Annotated in this window: 17 protein-coding genes; 15 read left to right on the top strand and 2 right to left on the bottom strand. The window is 63.7% G+C overall.

Translation table 11 applies throughout. The features are described from left to right. Positions 1 to 245: 245 nt before the first annotated feature. Together PWS46_RS16480 and PWS46_RS16475 are read left to right on the top strand one after the other, a co-directional pair. Complete coding sequence (locus tag PWS46_RS16480) at positions 246 to 2,084, top strand: GmrSD restriction endonuclease domain-containing protein (RefSeq protein ID WP_434620353.1); 1,839 nt, start codon at positions 246 to 248, stop codon at positions 2,082 to 2,084. 95 nt (positions 2,085 to 2,179) lie between these two features. Then, positions 2,180 to 2,392: a hypothetical protein gene (locus PWS46_RS16475; RefSeq protein WP_434620350.1), complete on the top strand. Its 213-nt coding sequence runs from the start codon at positions 2,180 to 2,182 to the stop codon at positions 2,390 to 2,392. 261 nt (positions 2,393 to 2,653) lie between these two features. On the opposite strand, the gene PWS46_RS16470 is transcribed toward PWS46_RS16475, so the two are convergent. Then, positions 2,654 to 3,505: an AraC family transcriptional regulator gene (locus PWS46_RS16470; protein ID WP_434622045.1), complete on the bottom strand. Its 852-nt coding sequence runs from the start codon at positions 3,503 to 3,505 to the stop codon at positions 2,654 to 2,656. A 168-nt stretch (positions 3,506 to 3,673) separates the two neighbouring features. Between PWS46_RS16470 and PWS46_RS16465 the strand changes: the two genes are divergently transcribed. The 13 genes from PWS46_RS16465 to PWS46_RS16405 all read left to right on the top strand — a co-directional run bounded on the left by PWS46_RS16465 (position 3,674) and on the right by PWS46_RS16405 (position 19,716). Next, positions 3,674 to 5,725, top strand: coding sequence for an FUSC family protein (locus PWS46_RS16465; protein ID WP_434620347.1), 2,052 nt, complete (start codon positions 3,674 to 3,676; stop codon positions 5,723 to 5,725). Beyond that, the gene (locus PWS46_RS16460) at positions 5,722 to 5,937 is read left to right on the top strand and encodes a DUF1656 domain-containing protein (RefSeq protein WP_434620344.1); all 216 of its coding nucleotides are present in this window, start codon (positions 5,722 to 5,724) and stop codon (positions 5,935 to 5,937) included. The genes PWS46_RS16465 and PWS46_RS16460 overlap by 4 nt, the downstream gene beginning before the upstream one ends. After that, positions 5,934 to 6,818, top strand: coding sequence for an efflux RND transporter periplasmic adaptor subunit (locus PWS46_RS16455; RefSeq protein WP_434620341.1), 885 nt, complete (start codon positions 5,934 to 5,936; stop codon positions 6,816 to 6,818). Before PWS46_RS16460 ends, PWS46_RS16455 begins: the two co-directional genes overlap by 4 nt. 264 nt (positions 6,819 to 7,082) lie before the next feature. After that, entirely contained in the window at positions 7,083 to 8,771 is a 1,689-nt protein-coding gene (locus PWS46_RS16450) for a long-chain-fatty-acid--CoA ligase (RefSeq protein ID WP_434620338.1), read from the top strand. Positions 8,772 to 8,782: 11 nt separating this feature from the next. Then, the gene (locus tag PWS46_RS16445; protein WP_434620335.1) at positions 8,783 to 9,547 is read left to right on the top strand and encodes an enoyl-CoA hydratase/isomerase family protein; all 765 of its coding nucleotides are present in this window, start codon (positions 8,783 to 8,785) and stop codon (positions 9,545 to 9,547) included. Next, positions 9,540 to 10,310: a creatininase family protein gene (locus PWS46_RS16440; RefSeq protein ID WP_434620332.1), complete on the top strand. Its 771-nt coding sequence runs from the start codon at positions 9,540 to 9,542 to the stop codon at positions 10,308 to 10,310. Before PWS46_RS16445 ends, PWS46_RS16440 begins: the two co-directional genes overlap by 8 nt. 146 nt (positions 10,311 to 10,456) lie before the next feature. Beyond that, complete coding sequence (locus PWS46_RS16435; RefSeq protein ID WP_434620329.1) at positions 10,457 to 11,653, top strand: LLM class flavin-dependent oxidoreductase; 1,197 nt, start codon at positions 10,457 to 10,459, stop codon at positions 11,651 to 11,653. 56 nt (positions 11,654 to 11,709) lie between these two features. Continuing rightward, positions 11,710 to 12,498, top strand: a complete 789-nt coding sequence (locus PWS46_RS16430; RefSeq protein ID WP_434620327.1) for an enoyl-CoA hydratase/isomerase family protein — start codon at positions 11,710 to 11,712, stop codon at positions 12,496 to 12,498. Further along, positions 12,479 to 14,407, top strand: a complete 1,929-nt coding sequence (locus tag PWS46_RS16425; RefSeq protein WP_434620324.1) for an AMP-dependent synthetase/ligase — start codon at positions 12,479 to 12,481, stop codon at positions 14,405 to 14,407. Before PWS46_RS16430 ends, PWS46_RS16425 begins: the two co-directional genes overlap by 20 nt. Before the next feature lie 21 nt (positions 14,408 to 14,428). Beyond that, positions 14,429 to 15,559 (top strand): 3,4-dihydroxy-2-butanone-4-phosphate synthase, encoded by a 1,131-nt coding sequence (gene ribB / locus PWS46_RS16420; RefSeq protein WP_434620321.1) that lies wholly within the window; start codon positions 14,429 to 14,431, stop codon positions 15,557 to 15,559. 94 nt (positions 15,560 to 15,653) lie between these two features. Beyond that, complete coding sequence (locus PWS46_RS16415) at positions 15,654 to 16,181, top strand: flavin reductase family protein (RefSeq protein ID WP_434620318.1); 528 nt, start codon at positions 15,654 to 15,656, stop codon at positions 16,179 to 16,181. A gap of 249 nt (positions 16,182 to 16,430) precedes the next feature. Next, positions 16,431 to 18,248, top strand: coding sequence for a DUF1302 domain-containing protein (locus PWS46_RS16410; RefSeq protein WP_434620315.1), 1,818 nt, complete (start codon positions 16,431 to 16,433; stop codon positions 18,246 to 18,248). 109 nt (positions 18,249 to 18,357) lie between these two features. Beyond that, complete coding sequence (locus PWS46_RS16405; protein ID WP_434620312.1) at positions 18,358 to 19,716, top strand: spinster family MFS transporter; 1,359 nt, start codon at positions 18,358 to 18,360, stop codon at positions 19,714 to 19,716. Positions 19,717 to 19,834: 118 nt separating this feature from the next. Here PWS46_RS16405 and PWS46_RS16400 read toward each other — a convergent pair whose 3' ends face one another. Further along, entirely contained in the window at positions 19,835 to 20,668 is an 834-nt protein-coding gene (locus PWS46_RS16400; RefSeq protein ID WP_434620309.1) for an AraC family transcriptional regulator, read from the bottom strand. Positions 20,669 to 20,893 lie beyond the last annotated feature (225 nt).

Raw genomic sequence — 20,893 nt, 5'->3', positions numbered from 1 at the left:
CTGCCATCGATCAGAAGGTGGTTTCGCGTTCGGAGCTTGACCTTGCTCATCATCAGCGCGACCCGAGCCGTGACGACTCAATTCGCGGTTTGTGCCTCTGCAACGAATGCGATTACATTTGACAACGCCGCCGCCGGGTACTTGGCTACCGACTGTCCGAGCGAGCCAAGCGGTAGGCTGCATACCCCGGGGACTGGTCCGTCGGGGAAGTTCGGGCCTCAACGTTATTCATTGCCTGGGTTGCCATGTCCTACGCATCCACGACCATCGCCGACGTCCTCGACCAGATCAATCGGACCTATTTCCTGCCGGCCATCCAGCGGCCCTACGTCTGGGAGGCCTCGCAGGTGGTGGCGCTGTTCGACAGCCTGCTCAAAGGCTATCCGATCAGTTCGTTTCTGTTCTGGGAACTACAGCCGGAGAACCGCGGCAACTGGGACATCTACCAATTCGTCGAGAATTTCCGCTATGGCCAAGTGCATAACGAACCGGCGGAAACCGATGGGCGCGATGTTGTGCTCGTTCTCGACGGGCAGCAGCGCCTGACGTCTCTGCTGATCGGGCTGCGGGGCAGCTACACGGTGAAGCTGAAGCATAAGCGCTGGGACAATCCCCTGGCTTGGTCCAAGCAGCGTCTTTACCTGAACCTTCTCAAGGATCCCGGACAGGACGATGCAGGCGAAGAGGACGAGGTCGGCGTTACCTATGGCCTTCGGTTCTTCGAAGAACCGCCGGGCAATGACCGCGGGCACCTGTGGTTCAAGGTCGGGCGCATTCTGGATTGTCGCGACGACGACCGGTTCGATCAGGTGAAGGAGGAGGTTGTGGACAGCCTCCCCGATACGGTCACCCGTGGCGAGGTGCGGATCGTCGAGCGCAACCTGGACCGCCTGTACCGTACGGTTTGGAAGGACGACGTCGTCGCCTATTATACGGAAAAGAGCCAAAGCTACGACCGCGTGCTCGACATCTTCATCCGGGCCAACGACGGCGGCACCAAGCTCAGCAAGTCCGACCTGCTGCTTTCGATGATCACGTCCAAATGGGACGGAGTGAACGCCCGCGAGGAGATCTTCAAGTTCGTCGATCGACTCAACGATGAACTTGACCGCAAGAACGACCTCAACAAAGACTTTGTGATGCGGGCCTGCCTCGTTTTGTCTGACCTGGACCACGTTTACAAGGTCAACAATTTCACTACGGCGAACCTCGCGGTCATCCAGCGCAACTGGCCGGAGATTAAGCGAGCGCTGGAGGCGACGCTGCGGTTGGTCAATCGCTTCGGCATCGACCGCGACACACTGACCAGTGCCAACGCCGTCCTGCCGATCGCCTATTACCTGTTCAAGCTCGGTGACGGCGTGATGCTCGATGGGACGACGCCCTTCGAGGTTCAGAACCGCCTGCGCATCCGCCGATGGCTTCTCGGAGCGCTGCTGAACAGCGTGTTTGGTGGAAGCTCGGACCAGACCATCGGCACGTCCCGAGCCCTGCTGCGGGAGGCCATGGAGACCGAGCATGACTTCCCCTTCCATGCTCTGACCGACGGGCTGCGCAAGCGGCGCGGGCGCGTCGTTGCCTTCGACGAGGAGGCGAACGTGGCGGCATTGCTGGAAACGACCTACGGTCAGCGCACCTGCTTCCTGGCGCTTTCCACCCTCTATGAGGAGCAGAACTGGTCGTCGTCGCTTTACCACATCGACCACATCATTCCGCGGACGCTTTGCACCCGCCGCAGCCTCCAGGGACGTGGCATTTCTGAAAGCCGTATTGACGAGATTTTAGCCTGCGTCGATCGGATCGGAAATCTGCAGCTCCTGCTGGGGCGGGAGAATTCAGAGAAAGCCGGCATGCCGTTCGGCGACTGGATACGCACCCGCGACGGCGGCTTTCTGGAGATGCATCTCATTCCGCCCGAACCCCATCTTTGGGTGCCGGAGGCTCTCCCGGAGTTTGTCGCGGCGCGCGAGGATCTGATCCGCAAGCGCCTGCGGCTCTACAGTATCTTCGGCGATTCGGAGCCTGTACCCGTATGGGCATCCCAAGGAGACAGTCCGTTCCCTATTCAGCCGGCCGCGGGGTAGAGGCACCCGCAGCCGGTACACTGCCCTCCAAAGGAACGAGGGCGACCGAAAGGTCGACTTTGTTGGTGCCTGTGGCGCGTGACGGCACCGCCTTCATGCCGGAACTCGGCAATTCCCGCGGTTACACCATCGGCCCCAAAGGAGAGGAGCGGAAAGTCGCCGATTACCGGCAAGCCCTGCAGGAGTTGCGCGCCATGCCCAAAGCGTGCTGGCGCCGCCCCAATGATGCCGGCAATTGGGGGATTGTGACCGCCGTCCGTTGGGAGATGCGGCCCATCACCGCATCACAATCGGCTGAGCTGACCTGAACATCGGGGTCAACTCAGCCGTCGTGTTGCCAAACTTATCCGCGATGCACCGCTCAACTGACGGCGTTAAACCTCCACCGGCGGCAACCTCAATTCTCGGTGGTTTCGCGCCCCTGCAACCAGCCTTTACCGAACCCATCTGTTCCCGAAGGCCGGTCGCTCCCTCTAGCTCGATCTCGATGCCGCGGACATCGACTTGAAGCGCACCAATCATGCCGCAGTCGACCTCTTCGCGACCGTCCAGATCACTGCTCTCGTCAGTTATCGATTATGAGTTCCGGCCCCAACACCTATCGCCCCTGTCTTTATTCTGGACAGTGACGGCTTCGCACTGCGTTGCGCGAAATACTGTGCCGGCGTGCTTCCCAGAGCCTTCTTGAACATCGTGATGAAGGCGTTGACCGACTCATAACCCAGCGTGTCCGCGACGGTCTGCACTCCCGCCCCGTTGGCCAATTCACGAAGCGCAACGACGAGGTGCAACTGCTGTCGCCAGCGTCCGAAGGTCAGGCCCGTCTCCCGGACCATCAGACGGGCCAGTGATCTCTCGCTCATCGCGACGCGCTTCGCCCAGTCCGCCAACGTGCTCCGGTCGGACGGTTCGATGGTCAGGGCGTCGGCAATCGTCCGGATCTTCGGATCACTGGAGATGGGCAGGTTGAAATGTTCACGCGGCATCGCGGCCAACTCGTCCAACGTCACCCGTGCGAGCCGGGCGGCATGGCTGTCCGGAATAAGGTCGGAAGCTTCGCCGCTCAGCCGGTTGACCAGTTCCCGCACCAGCGGGGAAATCGACAGGGTACAACAGAAATCGGGCAGGCTTGCCGCTCCCGGCTCCACGAACAGGTAGCTGAGCCGGGCATTCGCGGTCGCCCTGGCGCTGTGCGGCATACCGCCCGGAATCCAGACGCCGCAGTCGGGCGGCACGATCCAGATGTCATCGCCCGCGGTGCAGGTGACGGCCCCATGCAGCGCCAGAATCAGTTGTCCCCTCCGATGCACATGCACCGGCACTTCCGCCCCGTATTCCGCGAAGTCGAGAAGGCGTGCGACCGCGGGCCGATCGTCAAGATCGGGGTCGAAGACGGAAACGGCTGACCGTGGTGCGGGCATGGAAATTGGCATGATTGAGTGATTTTTTGACAGGATACCTAATTTATCCGTCTCCGCAATGCGCCGATACTCTCAGGCATGAGAACCGAACCTCCTTCAAACCGGCTTTTCACGGCCACCGGGTTCGCAGCAATCGGGCGCGCGTGGGCACTTCAGTCGCGAAGCCCTGTGCTGCGGGCGGATGCGGATGCGCTGCTCTTCTCGGTGAAGAGCTTCGCCGCGGCGATGCTGGCTTACTACATCGCGTTGCGCGCGGGATTGCCGAAACCCTATTGGGCCATTCTCACCGTCTACATCGTTTCGCAAAGCTCGGCCGGCGCGTCGCTCAGCCGCGGCGTCTATCGCTTCGCAGGCACGGTCGTCGGCGCCGCGGCGACCGTTGCGATCGTCCCCTGTTTCGTGAACGTCCCGATCGTCTGCAGCGTCGTTCTCGCCTGCTGGATCGGCCTGTGCCTCTACCTCTCGCTGCTCGACCGCACCGCGCGGGCCTATGCCTTCGTGCTGTCCGGCTACACCGCCAGCCTGATCGGCTTCCCCAGCGTGTTCGATCCCGCTGCCGTCTTCGACACGGCGTCGGTGCGGGTGCAGGAGATCTCCATCGGGATCCTCTGCGCCATCCTGGTTCATCGCTTCATCCTGCCGAAACGCATGACCGGCCAGTTCACCGCCAAGCTGTCGGCGACGTTGCGGGATGCCCGCAGGCTGGCGGGCGACGCACTTCGCGGAACCTCCGGGCAGGTGACCCGCCGCGACCGCGACCGGCTGGCAGGGGACCTCCTCGCCCTGCAAGGGTTGGCCGGTCACCTGCCATACGACCCGGCACCGGTGACGCCGAGCCGCGAGACATTGCAACTGATCCATGACCGGCTTGCGCGACTGCTTCCGCTCGCGACGGAGGTCGATGACCGCGTCCGTGCCCTTCGCTCCGGAAGCCACACCCCGCCTGACGAACTGACCGCGCTGCTGGGTGAAGTGGAGCATTGGTTCGCTGCCGCCGATGCGGCCGGGCGGGACGTCGTAGCGATCCGGCTGATCGACCGCGCCCAGGCGGTGCGGACACGCATCGCCGCGGATGCCGTGACGGCGGGCGACAGGCTCGCGGCCAACCTCGTCGGCCACCTCGCCGAGATGATCTGCCTGCTTCATGACTGCGACCGGCTGGAGCGGACGATCATAACCGCTCAGCCGTCGGATACCGCTTCGCACCTCCGATCCGGGCACGCGACGGGCTATGTCTATCACCGCGACCCCTGGATGGCGGCCCGGAGCGCGCTGGGCGCGGTCGCCGGCATCGTCATCGGCTGCGCGTTCTGGATCTGGTCGGCCTGGCCGGAGGGCGGATTGGCGGTCTCGATCCTGGGCGTATGCTGCTCCCTGTTCGGCAATGTCGACACGCCGGCACCGAATGTCGTCAAGTACATGACCGGCTCGGTCGCCGGGGTGGCGATCAGCCTGATCCACAGCTTCGTCATCCTTCCCCGTGTGACGGACTTCGCCGGTCTAGTCGCGGTGCTCGCACCGGCCTTCCTGATTGCCGGCTCCCTGCAGGCGCGGCCCCCGACGACGTTCATGGCGCTCGGCATCACCCTCACCATCCCGATCCTCTCGGGACTGGGCGCCACATATGTCGGTGACTTCGCCGGGACGCTCAACAGCGTCATCGCGCTCTTCGCGGCAACGGGTTTCGCGGTGGCGAGCATGAGCCTGTTCCAGACCATACCGGTCGATGCGGCGATCGGCCGGCTGCTTAGATCGAACCGGCAGGATGTCAGGCAGCGGGCCCTGGGCGGCGGGCCCGACGAAGCGCACTGGACAAGTCTCATGATCGACCGCACGGCACTGCTGCTTCCAAGGCTCCGGCTGTCTGGAAAATCCCACCCGGATGTGCTTGACGACACCTTGCACCATCTTCGCGTCGGTCATGCCGCCGGCCGATTTTATCAGGCGATCCGGCAGGCCGACGGAGATGACGGCGGCCGGATCGGCGGCCGGATCAGCGATGGCGGGTTCGAGCTTCTTTCGGCAATCGCCGCACGCTTCGGCGCCGGTCATCGGGCGGGGCCTTCCGATGCCGCCGCTCTGCAACAGCGCATCGAAGCGCTGGCGGCGCTGATCGCCGACAGTTCTATTGCAGACCGAGCACAGTTGCTCGACCTGCTCCTCGACCTTCGGTTCGCACTGGGTCCCGATGGTGCCGTGCAGTGGGAGAACGGCCGATGATCTCCGACCTCGACATCGGGGGCGTCTTCATCCCCGGTCTGCTGGTGCTCGCCCTGATCGCGCTTGTCGGCACCATCGCGGCGGTTCGTCTCTTCGCCGCAGCGGGGCTCTTCCACCTGATCGGCAGCCGGCCGCTCGTCGAACTCTGCACCTTCGCCCTCCTGTACGGTCTGCTCCTGCAGGCTCTGCCATCCAGCGGAACATTCCAATGAAACCTGTGCTGTCCCTGCTCGGGCGCTATGCCCTGACCCTTTGCTTCGGCACGGTTGCCGCGTTCGTGGCTCTGCAGGTGTGGAATCGTCACGAGCAGACGCCGTGGACGCGGGATGCCCGGGTGAGCGCGGAGGTCGTTCAGATCGCGCCGGAGGTGTCCGGGACCGTGGACAGCGTGTCCGTTGCCGACAATCAGTATGTGCATCGTGGCGACATCCTCTATGTGATCGACGCCAGGCGGTTTTCGCTCGCGGTGGCGTCCGCACAGGCCGATGCCGAAGCCAAGCGCCAGGACATGCTTGTCCGACAGGCGGCGGCGCGGCGGCGAAGCCAGCTCCGCGAGGTCATTTCCCAGGAGGATCTGCAACAAACCTCCGGCGCCGCCGCACAGGCCGCCGCAATCTACGACGGCGCGGTGGCGGCGCTCGACCTTGCCCGGCTCAATCTGGCACGGGCGACGATCCGGTCACCGATCGACGGGTATGTCACCAATCTGCGGCTGCGGCCCGGCGACTATGCCGCGGCTGGCGTGACGAAGATCGCCGTCCTCGATGCGACCAGCTTCTGGATCACCAGCTATTTCGAAGAAACGAAGCTGCGGCGCATCAATGTCGGCAGTCCGGCAGAGATCATGCTGATGGGCTTCGATGAACCGCTTTCCGGCCATGTCGAGAGCATCGGCCGGGGCATCGAGGACAGCAACGGAACGCCCGGTCATCGCGGCCTGCCCAACGTCGAGCCGACCTTCAGCTGGGTCCGCCTTGCCCAGCGCATCCCGGTGCGCATCCACATCGACCGGGTCCCGCCGGGCATCGAACTGGCGGCGGGCATGACGGCGACCGTCGCGATCGCATCCGCAACCGCCGCCGACGCGCTGTAATCGGCCGCGGAAGAGTGCGGCATCTCTCGCCGTCAAACAGCCGGGTCGCGCCAGAATATCCTTTCACGCGCCTGCTCACGGGGAGTCTTCGGAAGAAGCGCTCGAGGGGCAGGCGCTAAACTCGGGCAGCAGGCGATCCTTGCATGCCGAAGGTGGAACGGCGCGTACCGACGGCGGCGACACCGGCCGGTGGCGGGTTGATCCGCCCCGCACCGGAGGCCGGGCCGGTCTGCAAAATCGACAGGATCATGATGGAGAGCAGACATGCCCTTGCGCTTCGCTGACGCAACCGACGAAGCTTATCGATACCCCTTGACCATCCGCCACCTGCTTGACCGCGCCCTCATCACGTCGGCCGATCAGGAGATCGTGTACCGCGACCAGCATCGCCTCACCTACCGGGAGTTCGCGCAACGCATCGGGAGACTGGCGTCGCTGCTGTCCTCGCTGGGCGCCGAGGAGGGGATGACGATCTCGGTGATGGACTGGGACAGTCATCGATATCTGGAAGCGTATTTCGCCATTCCCATGATGGGCGCGGTGTTGCAGACGGTGAACGTCCGCTTGCCGATCGACCAACTCCTCTACACGCTCGTCAGGACGAAGCCCGGCGTCATCATCATCCACCGCGACTTCTTCCCCTTTCTGGACGAGATCCGGCAAGCCGCTCCCGGCCTGAAGGCGATCATCGCAATCATGGACGGGACCGGCGAGCCGGCACCCGCTTGGGCGGCCGGGGAGTATGAGGAACTGATCGCAGCTGCCGATCCCGAATTCGATTTCAGGGATTTCGACGAGAACGCAATCGCGACGACCTTCTTCACGACCGGGACGACGGGCAATCCCAAGGGAGTCTGCTTCAGCCACCGGCAGTTGGTTCTGCACACGCTGGCCCTGTGCGGCCATTCCGGCGACACGCGCCATCGGGGATTCGGTGTCGACGACGTGTACATGCCGCTCACGCCGATGTTTCACGTCCACGCCTGGGGCATGCCCTATATCGCGACGATGCTGGGCCTGAAGCAGGTCTATCCGGGGCGCTATGATGCCGACATGATCTGCAGATTGCGGACCGAGCATGGCGTCACTTATTCGCATGGCGTGCCAACCATTCTGCAGATGGTGATTTCCGCGGCAGATCGTACCGGAACGGACCTCTCCGGCTGGATGATGGTGGTCGGCGGTTCGAACCTCACCCCGGCCCTGTTCGAGGAAGGGCGGCGCCGCGGCATGGAGATCGTCGGCGCCTACGGGATGTCCGAAACGGCGCCGATCCTCACAGTGACGCGCCGCGCCCCCGGATCGGGGGCGGGAGCCGCGGACGAGGGCCATCTGCTGACCAGGGCGGGGGTGCCGATCCCGCTGGTCGAGACGCGGATCGTCGACGAGGCCATGACCCCGCTTCCCAGGGATGGACGGTCGCGCGGGGAACTGGTGGTGCGGGCACCCTGGCTCACGCTCTGCTATGTGGGCGACGGGGAGGGGTCGAAGGCCCTTTGGCGGGGCGGATGGCTCCACACGCAGGACATCGCGACCATCGATGCGAACGGCAACGTGACGATCTGCGACCGCCTCAAGGACCTCATCAAGAGCGGTGGGGAATGGATCGATTCGATCCAGTTGGAGGGCATCGTCGCGAATGCCGACGGTGTCGCCGAAGCGGCCGTCGTCGCCGTGCCTGATGACCATTGGGGCGAGCGGCCGCTGGCCGTGATCGTCGCCGCCCCCGGTGCGACCGTGACGCTGGGAACGCTGAACCGGCCGATCGAGGCGGCGATCAATGACGGTGCGATCACGCGATACGCGAAACTCGACCACTTCATAGCCGTCAGCGAGCTGCCGAGGACGAGCGTCGGGAAGATCGACAAGAAGACCCTGCGCGCCCGGTTCGCCATCGCCCAGGCCGACGGCCAAGCCGACGGATCGGCCGCCACGGAGCCCTGCGCGACCTGAAAGGAGGCAACATGCTGAGGATGGATCGTTTATCCACGACGCTGGTCCGGCTGACCATGGACAGGCCGCCCGCCAACGCGCTTTCCCTCGATCTGATCCAGGCACTGACGGACGATCTCGCCCGGTTCGGCGAAGAGGCCGACGCGCCGGCCGTGATCCTGACCGGCGCCGGCGAGCGCTTCTTCAGTGCCGGCGGCGACATTCGCGAAATCACCGTCAAGGCGGATGCCGCGATCCCGCGAATGCGGGCCTTCCACCGTCTGCTGCTCACGCTCGAAGGCTACCGGTGCCCTCTGCTGTGCGCAGTCAACGGCTATGCGGTGGGCGGGGCGCTGGAGCTGGCTCTGTTCGCCGACTACGTCGTGGCGAGCGACAGCGCCCGGTTCGGCTTTCCCGAAATCAATCATGGACTGCTCCCCGCCGCCAAGGGCATGCGGCAGGCGATGAACCGCATCGGGCGTCGCGCTGCCGAGCGTCTCCTCTATTCCGGCGAGCTTGTTTCGGCGCAGGAGGCGCAGACGATGGGCCTCGTCGACGAGATCGTCGGTTTCCACGATTTGCAGGACCGGGCCCGTGCCGTTGCCGAGACGCTTCGCCTCAAGGACATGCATTTGTTCTCGGCAATCAAACGCACCTTCAACGAGGCGCCGTGGATGACCGATCAGGAGCTTGAAGCGCGTACGCTCAGCGACATGCGGGATTACCTGAACCGCGAAGAGACGGCCGCGGCGCGTGAACAGTTCCTTCAACGCAAGGCGAGGCGGCAGCATGGCTGACGGAGATCATCTCCGGCTTGAGTTCATGACCTCGTCCGAGGTCGCTCTCGCCATTGCCGGCGGCGCCCGGACCATCGTCATCCCCTGCGGGGCGGTGGAGCAGCACGGACCGCACCTGACCCTCAGCGTCGATGCCGACCATGCGGACCATCTCGGCATCCTGGTGGCGCAGGGCTTGGGAGATGCCCTGGTGGCACCGACCATCAGGGTCGGCTGTTCGTCCCACCATCTGGCATTTCCCGGCACGATCTCCCTGCAGGACAGCACATTCGAAATGATCTGCCGGGATTACTGCACCAGCCTGGCGAGGCACGGGTTCGAACGCATTCTCATCTTCTCCGCCCATGTCGGCAATTCTCCACCATTGGCCAGGATGCTGCCGCGATTGCGCTCGGCCGTGCCCGCCTCCTGCCGCATCTCCGCCTTCACCGATGCGAAGGCGTGGCTGGAGCGGTGGCGCGATGCCGTCAATGAGGCGGGTGGCGAGCCGATCAAGGTCGGCGGCCACGCCGATATCGCCGAAACCTCGCTGATGCTCGACCTCCATCCCGAGCGGGTGCGTGCCGAGCGCTATGAGGCCGGAAGATTGGGGCTTCTTTCGCAAGGCGACCTGGAGCTGATGTGGCGCGACGGGCTTTCGGCCGTCAGCGCCAACGGCATTCTCGGCGACCCCAACGGTTCCTCGGCGGCCATCGGCAGGCACTGCATCGAGCGCATCGCCTCACTTCTCGTCGAGAGATTGTTCCAGGACGATCCGGTTTGATGCCGCGCCGGGCGTGAAGGGGCGCTGGCGATCGACGACGCTTCGCCCCTGCCGTCCGACAAGCCTGCCAATCGTTCCTGCACAAAATAATGTTCCGACCACTCTGACTGCGACACAGATCTTCGGCAGGTTCTGCCGCCTGCTTCATGACAAGCTTCCTGTCATTGAAGAGGCAATCCAAACAAATCCGAGAGGGAATCCAAATGGCAGTCAAGTTCGGCTTCTGGTCCGAGCAGGAAACCCTGGTTGGCCAAAGCTATTCACGCCGGCTTCATGAACTTGTCGAAGAGGCGGTGTTTGCCGAGAAGATGGGTTTCGACATCGTCAGTCTGTCCGAGCAGCATGTCGCCTTGGGCGGAATCTCCAGTTCGGCTCCCGAAGTCGTGTATGGCTACCTCGCGGCGGTCACGTCCCGCATCCGGCTGAGGCCGGCGGTTTCGCTGATGCCCAAGAAGATCAACCACGCTCTTCGCACGGCGGAACGTGCCGCCGTCACCGACATCCTGTCCAACGGCCGCATGGAGCTTTATTGCGGCCGCGCCAACACCACCATCGCGATGCGCGCCTTCAACGTGGAGCCTGCGGAAACCCTCGAGCAGATGGAGGAGGGGATCGCGCTCATCCGCGAAGCCTTCAGCAAGGACATCTTCACCTTCGAGGGCAAGCATTATCAGGTTCCGCCGCGCATGCTGGTGCCGAAGCCGCTCCAGAAGCCCTATCCGCTGATGGGCATCGCGGCGACCAGCGAGCGCAGTCACGTCTGGGCGGCCCGCCAGGGGCTCGCCGTCCTCAGCCACACGCTTTACCAGGGCTGGGACGCCCAGGCGAAGATGGTCGAAGCCTATCGGTCGAACTGGCACCGGGATCCGAACGGTCCTCTCGACCGTCCGCGTCTCGGCATGCCGGTGTTCCTCGGGATCGCCGAAACCGATCAGGCGGCGAAGGACATCTACGCCGAGCCGCTGATGCAGTACGCCCGCATCTCGACCGATGCCTATCCGAGGCTCGCGAAGATCGCGGACGACTACGCCTACATGGGCGAAGGGCTGGAAGCGCTCCAGCGCGCGGCCACCGATTGGGATTATCTCCTCAACGAGTCCGCCAGCCTGGTCTGCGGCAGCCCGGATACGGTCATCCGCCAGCTGGAACGCTTCATCGAAACCGGCGCCGAAGAAATCCTGTTCCACATCGATTCGGTTTCACACGCCGAGATCATGAAGGCCATCGAACTGGTCGGCCGCTATGTCATCCCTCACTTCAACGACCGCAACAATGTGGTGCGTCCGACCGACGAGATACTCGAACAGATCCGCATGATGCGAAAGGCGAACGCTTCGGCCTGATCCCCTGTCGACCGATCTGGCCAAGCGATCCGGCCGGATGATCTGGAGAGCCTCACATGACCGACAAGACCTACAGGGGCCTGCTCGTCGAGAAGCGCGCGAGCGGGGTGGCGATCGTCACCCTGAACCGGCCTGAAATCCTCAACGCCATCGACTGGCCGATGCACGCCGCGCTGGAAGAGTTGTTCGCGGACCTCGACAACGACCGGACGGTCAAGGCCATCGTCCTGACCGGCGCGGGGCGCGGCTTCTGCTCCGGCGGCGATCAGAATGCGCTGGATGACGATTTGGGGCCGATCTCGCCCACCCGCTCCGGGCGCCATCTCATCCGCAACATGCTCGAACTGGAAGCGCCGCTGATCGCCGCCGTGAATGGCGTTGCCGTCGGCCTGGGCGCCACGCTGGCCCTGTTCTGCGACGTCGTCTTCGCGCAGCCCGGTGTTCGGTTCGCCGACACGCATGTGACGGCCGGCGTCGTCGCCGGCGACGGCGGCGCGGTGATCTGGCCGCTTCTTCTGGGGCCGGTGCGGGCTAAGCACTACCTGATGACCGGCGACTTCATCTCGGCGGAGGACGCGGCGGCGGCCGGAATGATCAACAAGGTCGTGCCGGAAGGAACCGTCGTCGAGCATGCGGTCCGCTACGCCGAGATGCTCGCATCCGGTCCTCGCGACGCCATCGTCTGGACCAAATACGCCGTCAACAAGCTGATCAAGGAACAGGTGCAGCTGAATCTCGATACTGCCGGCGCGCTCGAGATGCTCACCTTCCACAGCCCGCAGCGCAAGGAGGCCGTCGCCGCCTTCCGCGAGAAGCGCAAACGCTTTGCAGAAGGCGGCAATTGAGATGGGCGGGCCGCATTCCCTTTCCCTGCCCGTCCTGCCCACGATTGCCCCCTCCGCGATCGCCCCTTCGCCGACTGCGCATGAAGACGGGACGCTGGCGTCGCTGCTGCGTGACCGCCGGGATGGCAGGGGCGAGGCCGTGGCGTTCTTCCAGAAGCGTGCCGGCACGTGGCACGCCACGACCTGGGGTGAATTTGCCAGGGACGTCGCAGCGCTTTCGCGCGCCCTCCTCGACCATGGTCTGGAAAAGGGGGACCACGTCGCCATCATGGGGGACATCTCGCAGGAATGGGTGGTCGCCTACATGGCAACGGTCTGTTCCGGCGGCGTGGCGGTCGGGATTTATTTCACCTCTTCGACGGAGGAGGTGGAGTACTTCCTGGCGGATTCCGGGAGCAAGTTCGCCTTCGTCGCCGGAGAGAAGGAACTCGCCATCCTTCTCCGCAGCCGGCAGGCGGAGACGCTGAAAAAGATCGTGGTCTTCGATCCGGCGGTTCCGTCATCGAAGAACATCCTCTCGCTGCCGCGGTTTTCCGCCTCGTCGTCCGACTGTGCGGAGCTGCTCGACGAGCGGGCGGCCGTGGCGCGTGCGGAAGACAATGCGAGCATCGTCTACACCTCCGGGACGACCGGCAATCCCAAGGGCGCGATCCTCACCCACCGGTCGCTGATCGAGGGGCTGCTGACCGTCGGACACTTTTGCCCGGCGCTTTTCCGCGAACCCCAGCGGGTGGTCGTCCATCTCCCCCTCTCCCATGTCGTCGGGCTTGGGCAGGGGATCGTTCTTCCTCTCGTCAGCGAGGTCACGCCCTATTTCGGCGAGACCGGAGCGGACTTCGCGACGACCATCCGGGATGTGAAGCCGACCTATTGGATGGCACCGCCGCGCTTCTATCAACGCTACGCCGCCGAATTGGTCAGCAGGATCAATGCGTCGGCTTCGATCGGCAAAAAATCCTACCGCTTCGCGATGTCCATCGCCCAGAAGGCGCTGGCGGATCGACAGGCGGACGGTCCGGACGATCCCTTTCTTCAGGCGCTTTTCGCGACCTGCCGCGATCAGGTCTTCCTGCCGCTCCTGGCGGAGATCGGTTTGGACCAGCTCCGTTACGCTTACACCGCCTCCGCACCGATGCCGCCGGACGTCGTGAAGCTGTGGCAGACATGGGGGGTGAACCTCAAGGAGGTCTACGGGCAGACCGAACTGGTCGGAGCGAACACCGGCCAGATGCGGGACTGGTCGAAGCCCGGCACAATCGGCGTTCCGATCGCCGATCCCCGCTGGAAGACGAGGGTCGCCGGCGACGGTGAAATGCTGGTGACCGGACCGGGCCTGTTCACGGGTTACCTGAACAAGCCTGACGACACGCTGGAGGCTCTGCGCGACGGATGGCTCCACACCGGCGACATCGTCGAGGTCCGGCCCGATGGCCAACTGGCGATCATCGACCGGAAAAAGGATATCATCAACACCTCCGGCGGCAAGTCGATCAGTCCGGCGCAGATCGAGAACGAACTGCGTCGAAGCCCCTACATATCGGAAGCCGCTGTTTGCGGTGACGGACGGAAATACCTCGTGGCGCTGATCGAGGTCGACCGCATCGCGATGGCGGATTGGGTGAAGGCGCGGAATGAAACGATAAACGACTACTCGGATTTCTGTTCGTCGGAAGCGGTCATCCACCTGATCGAGGGGGAGGTCGCCAAGGCGAACCAGAGGCTGGCGCCGGTCGAACAGATAAAGTCGTTCCGGATTCTTCCCGAAGAGCTGTCGGCCGAAAATGGGGTCATGACGGCAACCAGGAAAAAGCGGCGCAAGGTGCTGAACGAGCGCTACGCGGCGCTGATAAATTCACTCTACGACGATTCCGAGGATTCGCTGATCCGTCAGGCGCTGTCGAATATGTGATGCGGTGATCGGAGGAATGTCATGACGATGCTGTCCTGCAACCCACGCCATCCATTTCTGTCCTCTACGATGGAGATCATCGAAGAGGCCCGCAACGGCCGAATGTTCATCCTCGTCGATGACGAGGACCGGGAGAACGAGGGCGATCTGGTGATCCCGGCGCAGATGGCGACGCCCGAGGCGATCAATTTCATGGCGTCGCATGGCCGGGGCCTCATCTGTCTGGCGCTCGGCAAGGAGCGGGTCGATCAGCTCGGCCTCAAATTGATGAGCACGGAAAACGGCACCCGCCATGGGACGGCCTTCACCGTTTCGATCGAGGCGCGTGAGGGGGTTTCCACCGGCATCTCAGCGGCGGACCGTGCGAGGACGGTGGCAGTGGCGATCGACGCGGCCAGGGGCCCTGAGCATATCGTTTCTCCGGGCCACATTTTTCCTCTGGTCGCGCGACCGGGCGGCGTGCTGGTTCGTGCGGGGCATACCGAGGCGGCGGTGGACGTCGCGCGTCTTGCCGGTCTCAATCCCTCGGGCGTGATCTGCGAGATCATGAAGGAGGACGGAACGATGGCCCGTCTCGACGACCTCGTCGCCTTTGCCGACCGTCACGCGCTCAGGATCGGCACGATCCGCGACCTGATCGCTTTCCGCCGCCGCCACGACCATGACGTCGAGCGTGGCGTCACCACGACATTCGACAGCCGATGGGGCGGTGAATGGAGCGCCATCACCTTCCGCATCAAAGCGCTCGACACGGAAGCGATCGCCCTGGTGAAGGGCGAAATCGACGAGAGGCCGACCCTGGTGCGCATGCACGCGTTGGACATCCTGTCCGACGTGCTCGGCCAGACCGGTGATCGCGGCGATATCGTCGCCCGATCCATGCAGGAGATTGCCGCCGAAGGGAGAGGCGTGATCGTGCTGTTCAGCCGCGACGTGCCGCTCTCGCAGCTTCTTCGGGTGAAATCCGGGGAGCCGCTCGCCGACAAGGCCGAACTGCGCAACTATGGCGTCGGCGCCCAGGTTCTCGCGGACCTCGGCATTCACGACATGATCCTCCTGTCCAACTCGCAGCATGTCCCGATTGCCCTCAAGGGCTATGGCCTGAACATCGTGGAGCACCGGCCGCTGGCGGCCGCCACCACCGCCCGGTAGCGCACCGTCTCCTACACAGTTTCTGAACGACCATCCCCGCGATGCCGACCAGGGCCGGCGGCATGTCATTCCACTGCTTTGCGTGAGGTTCACCATGTCAGGACAAGTTCATTCTGTTCCGAAATTTGTGGAGACGGCGGCCTTCAAGACTGTGCTGCGGGCCATTGTGGGGTCGGTCTCGATCGTGGCTTCAGGTCATGGTCCCGACAGGCGGGGCTTGACCGTCACCGCCGCGGTTTCCCTGTGCGTCGATCCGCCGATGGTTCTTGCCTGCATCAACCGCAGTGCCGAGGCCCACGACGTCATCCTCAGGACCGGCGCTTTTTCCTGGAACGTCCTTTCCGCCGATCAGGTCCCGCTGGCGGAACGCTTCGCGGCGATGGACGGCAGCAAGGGTGCATCCCGCTTCTCTCCGATTGAATGGGGAGAGATGGTCACCGGGGTTCCGGTCCTTCTCCCATCGGTTTGCAGCTTCGATTGCAGACTACAGGACACTTTGGAAGTCGCCACCCATACGATCATGATCGGCGCGGTCGTCGCCCAGAGCCACAATCAGAGCAAAGCTCCATTGATATATTCTTCGGGAAAATTCGGGCAAATGGAATATTTTGAGTCCGTTTGATAGTGCGGATTCTCTGCGTTCTCATCATCGTATTTTGATTTTATTTGATGAATAAGTTCCTCTCCCTTGCGGGGAGAAGGATATTCGAAGTGGATTGTTGTCGATACACCCTCAGAAGCGATTGCCCTGCCTCTGAGGTTATGCCGAGTGCTTTCAAGGAAAAACGGAAGACCGAACCCTGGCCCGTCCGGAAAGATCGGGGAAGGGCTTCCTTGTCTCAACTCCAATAAATCGTCAAAGGGAGGAAAGATGGCGGAGCTGCGTCTGTCGGCACCTCGTGCCGCATGGTGGACAAGCCTTGGCATAAGCCGGAAAGTGGCGATCCTCGCCGCCCTGTCGATCGCCTGGCCGGCCCATGCCTGGGAATTCAAGGAAGGAGACTGGTCGGGTGGCATCCGGGCCGTGGTCACCGTCGCAACGGCCATTCGCGCCAGCCCCATCGACCCGTCCCTGGTTCCCACCGGCGACGGTGCACGGTTCCGGATCAGAAGTGCGGCACCGGGGGGCGTCAATTCCGACGACGGGAACCTGAACTATCGGGAAGGTGATCCGGTTTCCACGGTCGCCAAGGGGTTTGTCGATTTCGAGGCGAACAACGCCGACGGCTGGGGCGTCTTCACCCGTGTGAAGGGCTGGTACGACCACACACTTGCCGAGGGGCATGTCGCGCTGGGCAACCTGCCAAACAACTATGCCGGCGGCCCATTGTCCGACCGTGGTTTTTCGCAAGGCGCCAAATTCCGCGGCATCTCCCTCGCCGACGCATACGTCAAGGGTCGGTTCTCCGCCGGTGGGCTCCCCATCTCGTTCAAGGCCGGCCAGCAGACCATCGAATGGGGGCCGGCATTCACAATTCCCGGCGGTCTCCGTGACATCAACCCGCGCGACTTCGCCGCCTTGTCCCGGCCGGGCTTGCAGCCGCAGGAGGGAGCGAAGCCGTTCCTGGCGCTGTCGGGCAAAATCGACCTCTCGCCGACCGCAAGCCTCGACGTCTTCTATCAGCTGCTGTCGGCGACATCGACGCAGCCGGGTTGCGGAACATTCGCCGCCACCGCCGATTACGCTTCGCCGGGTTGCGACATGGTCATGGTGTCCAATGCCTTGTCCTCGGTCGACGGGCTGGCGACCGGGCGATTCCTGAAGCGTCGCAGCGACGGGACGGCGGGTGATGCCGGCCAGTTCGGTGTCGGCGGCTCGTATCTGGTGCCGGACATCGGCACCCGGTTTTCGCTCCACTTCACCAACATCCACGCGCGGACCGGCTATGTCGAGGCCGACCGGACCGGCCGGAGCGGCGCCATCTTCCTGCCGGGAGATCCGGACGGCTTGAATCCGGCCTATCGGTTCCAGTACCCCAAAAACATCAGGATGCTGTCCGGCGGCTTCGCCACCAGTGTTCCCTCTATGAAGCTGCGGGTCGCGGGCGAACTCGATCATAAATTCAATCAGCCGCTCGGCTTCAACGCCCCCGATCTTTTGCAGGCCGCCGTGAGCGGAACCGGTGTGCTGGCGCGGGAATTCGCCTCGGTTCCCCTGGGCGGGCCGTTCGCCGGTTACGAGCGCTTTCACGTCACTCAGGGCCAGCTTGCCGCATCGGGCGACATCGGCAGTGTGATCGGCGGCACCCTGACCCTCGGCGGCGAGGTCGGGGCCAAATATGTCCACGATCTGCCGGACCCCAATTTCCGCCGTTATGGCCGCTCCGACATTTTCGGAACCGGCCCCAACAACGGCGTCTGCGCGGCCGGGGCCGATCCCAAGGCCTGCACCACCACGGGCTTCGTAACACCATTCTCGTGGGGCTATCGTCTTCAGGCGAGCCTGAGCTATCAGGACGTTCTGCCGGGGGTGAACCTCAAGCCGTCCGTCGCCTTCGCCCACGACGTCGACGGGACGTCCTATGACGGCGCGTTCAATCAGGGGCGCCGGATCCTCCGCCTCGCCCTCGATGGCACGGTCAAGGGCAGCTACTTCTTCAATCTCACGTACCAGACGACCCTGGCCGGCCCCTACGACCCGCGCGCCGACCGGGACGTGCTTCTCATCAGCACGGGCGTCAAACTCTGACCGCATGCCGAGCCGTAGCCCGGCTGCAACATTCCCCCCCGCCTCCCGACACCGCGTTCCGACCGAAACCGACCCGGCCCCTGTGCCCGGTCTTTTTGGAGACTGCCGTATGATCGACGACGCAACGACCACGGTGTCGGTGCCGCAGCCGAAACCGATGGGCATGCCGATCCACTATCGGCGCTATGCCCTGACCATGCTGTTTCTCGTTTACATGCTGAACTTCGTCGACCGCCAGATCGTCAATATCCTGGCGGAACCGATCAAACGCGAACTCGGTCTCGCCGACTGGCAGCTGGGGTCCTTGACCGGACTGTCCTTCGCCATCTTCTATGCGACCCTGGCGCTTCCGATCGCACGGTGGGCGGAGCGCGCGAACAGGGTTAAGATCGTCGCGCTGTCGGCGATCACCTGGAGCCTGTTCACGGCGGTCTGCGGCGTAGCCCAGACCTTTGCCCAGCTGTTCCTCGCCAGGGTCGGTGTCGGTGTCGGCGAAGCCGGCTGCACGCCGGCATCCCAGTCCCTGATCAGCGATTACACGACAAGAGAGAAGCGGGCGTCGGCGCTGGCATTCTTTTCCATAGGCATTCCGGCCGGTTCCCTGGTCGGGATGGTGGTCGGCGGCCTGATCGCGGACAGTCTCGGCTGGCGCGCGTCCTTCGCGCTGGTCGGAGTGCCCGGTATCATCCTTGGGCTGCTGGCCTATTTCACGTTGCCCGAGCCGCGGACATTCTCCGTCGCGGCCAGTAAGGCACAAAGCACGCCCAGCCTGAGGGAGGCGCTGACCGAACTCGGCAGCAAGCGAACCTATATCTGGCTCACGGTCGCGATGGTGGCCATGAGCTTCGGGATTTACAGCAATCTTGCCTTCCAAAGCTCCCACTTCCTGCGCAATCACGCGGAAGGATTGGGCGCGCTGACGGTCAGGCTGAACGATCTCACCGGAATCCGCCTGGGCGCCACCGGCTTTCTCGGTACGGTGCTGGGCCTGATCATCGGCATCTGCGGAGCCGCCGGCACATGGTTGGGCGGCTGGGCGACGGATCGCGCGGTGGCGCGCGGCCGCCTGAACGCTTATGCGACCATTCCGGCGGCCGCGGCCCTGTGCCTGCCGTTCTCGCTTTTCGCGACTTATCTCACATCGAACACCGCGGCTGCGCTTTGCCTGATGGGTTTGCCAATGCTGCTGCAGTCCATTTATTACGGCCCCATCTTCGCGGCGGTACAAAGCCTGGTGCGTCCGCGCACCAGGGCGACGGCCACCGCAATCTTCCTGTTCTTCGCAAATCTGATCGGGCTTGGCCTTGGACCGCTGTCGGTCGGCCTGATCAGCGATCTTCTCGCGCCGTCGATGGGCTCCGGTGACGCCATCCGCTGGGCGCTGATCAGCACGTCGCTCGTCTATGTCCTGGCGGCGGCGGCCTTCATGGTCGCGCGGAAGAGCATCAGGCAGGACATCGTCAGCTGACAGGGTAGGCGGCGGCAGGCATCTGGGGGACCGCGATGCCGCTCCCCGAACATGTCAAAGGCTCTTGATCCCGGCAGGCAGGATCGAGAGCCTTTGGCGTGACAAGGGCGATGCGGCGTCAGTTCGTCGTTCCTTCGGCCCGATCCTGCAGATACCGGCGCGGAGGCTGTCCCATGTGTTTCCTGAACATGGCGGTGAAGGCGCTCGGAGAGTCGTATCCCAGTTCCTGGGAAATCGCCTGAACGGTGGCGCCCATCGACAGCCGTTGAACGGCGATCACGATATGGAGTTGCTGGCGCCACCGGCCGAACGACATCCCCGTCTGTTTCTGGATGAGGCGGGCCAAAGTCCGCTCGCTCATGGCGACTGCCGCCGCCCAGTCCCGTATGGTCCTGCGATCGTCCGGCGCCTCCAGCAATTGGGCGGCGATGCGCTGTATCCTGGGATGGTTGGAAACCGGGAAGTGGAGCGGCTCCGCCTTCATCTGTGCAAGCTGGTCCAGAATGACCTGGACCAGACGGCTGGTCGGACCGTCCGGAAGGTAGAGCGGCGGCAGGTTGGCCAAGTGAAAGATCATCTCGCGCAGCATCGGGCTGATCGAGAATGTCGCGCAGGAATTCGGCAGGGGTGAAATTTCCGGGTTGATGAACACGCAGTATGAGCGGCCCCTGTCCGACATGGAAACGCTGTGGGGAACCTCCCCCGGAATCCAAACCGCTCCATTGGATGGGACGATCCGAAGCCCGTCGAGCGTCCGACACATGACCGAGCCTTCCGCCGCCACCACCAGCTGGCCTTTGCGGTGCCGGTGGATCGGCAGTTCGTCGTCATCCACATTGCGCCGGACAAGGAAACAGACCAGCGGGCGGGCAAGCTCGTCGGGATCCACCGCGGCGAAGCTGACGCGCAGGCCGGTGGGATCCCACGGCAACGGGAGGGCCTCGTCGGGCACCGGGGTTTCCGGCCACTTCGCACCAATCCGCGCACTTTTCGGCAATGTTGCGGCCTCCGTGCCTCTCGATACGGACCTGGGTCCGAATTTGACAGTTTCGCGACATAAAATGGCAATCCCATAGATTCTGCCACTGGTTGGCCTCGGATACACTCTGCCGTGTGTACATTCGAATGGCAGAAGGGATTGCGCGCTGCTCTCAAATAGGTTTGTTCCGCGAAATTT

This window comes from Azospirillum sp. B2RO_4, assembly GCF_051124815.1.
Taxonomy (GTDB): Bacteria; Pseudomonadota; Alphaproteobacteria; order Azospirillales; family Azospirillaceae; genus Azospirillum.
This window is presented reverse-complemented; position numbering and strand designations above follow the sequence as displayed.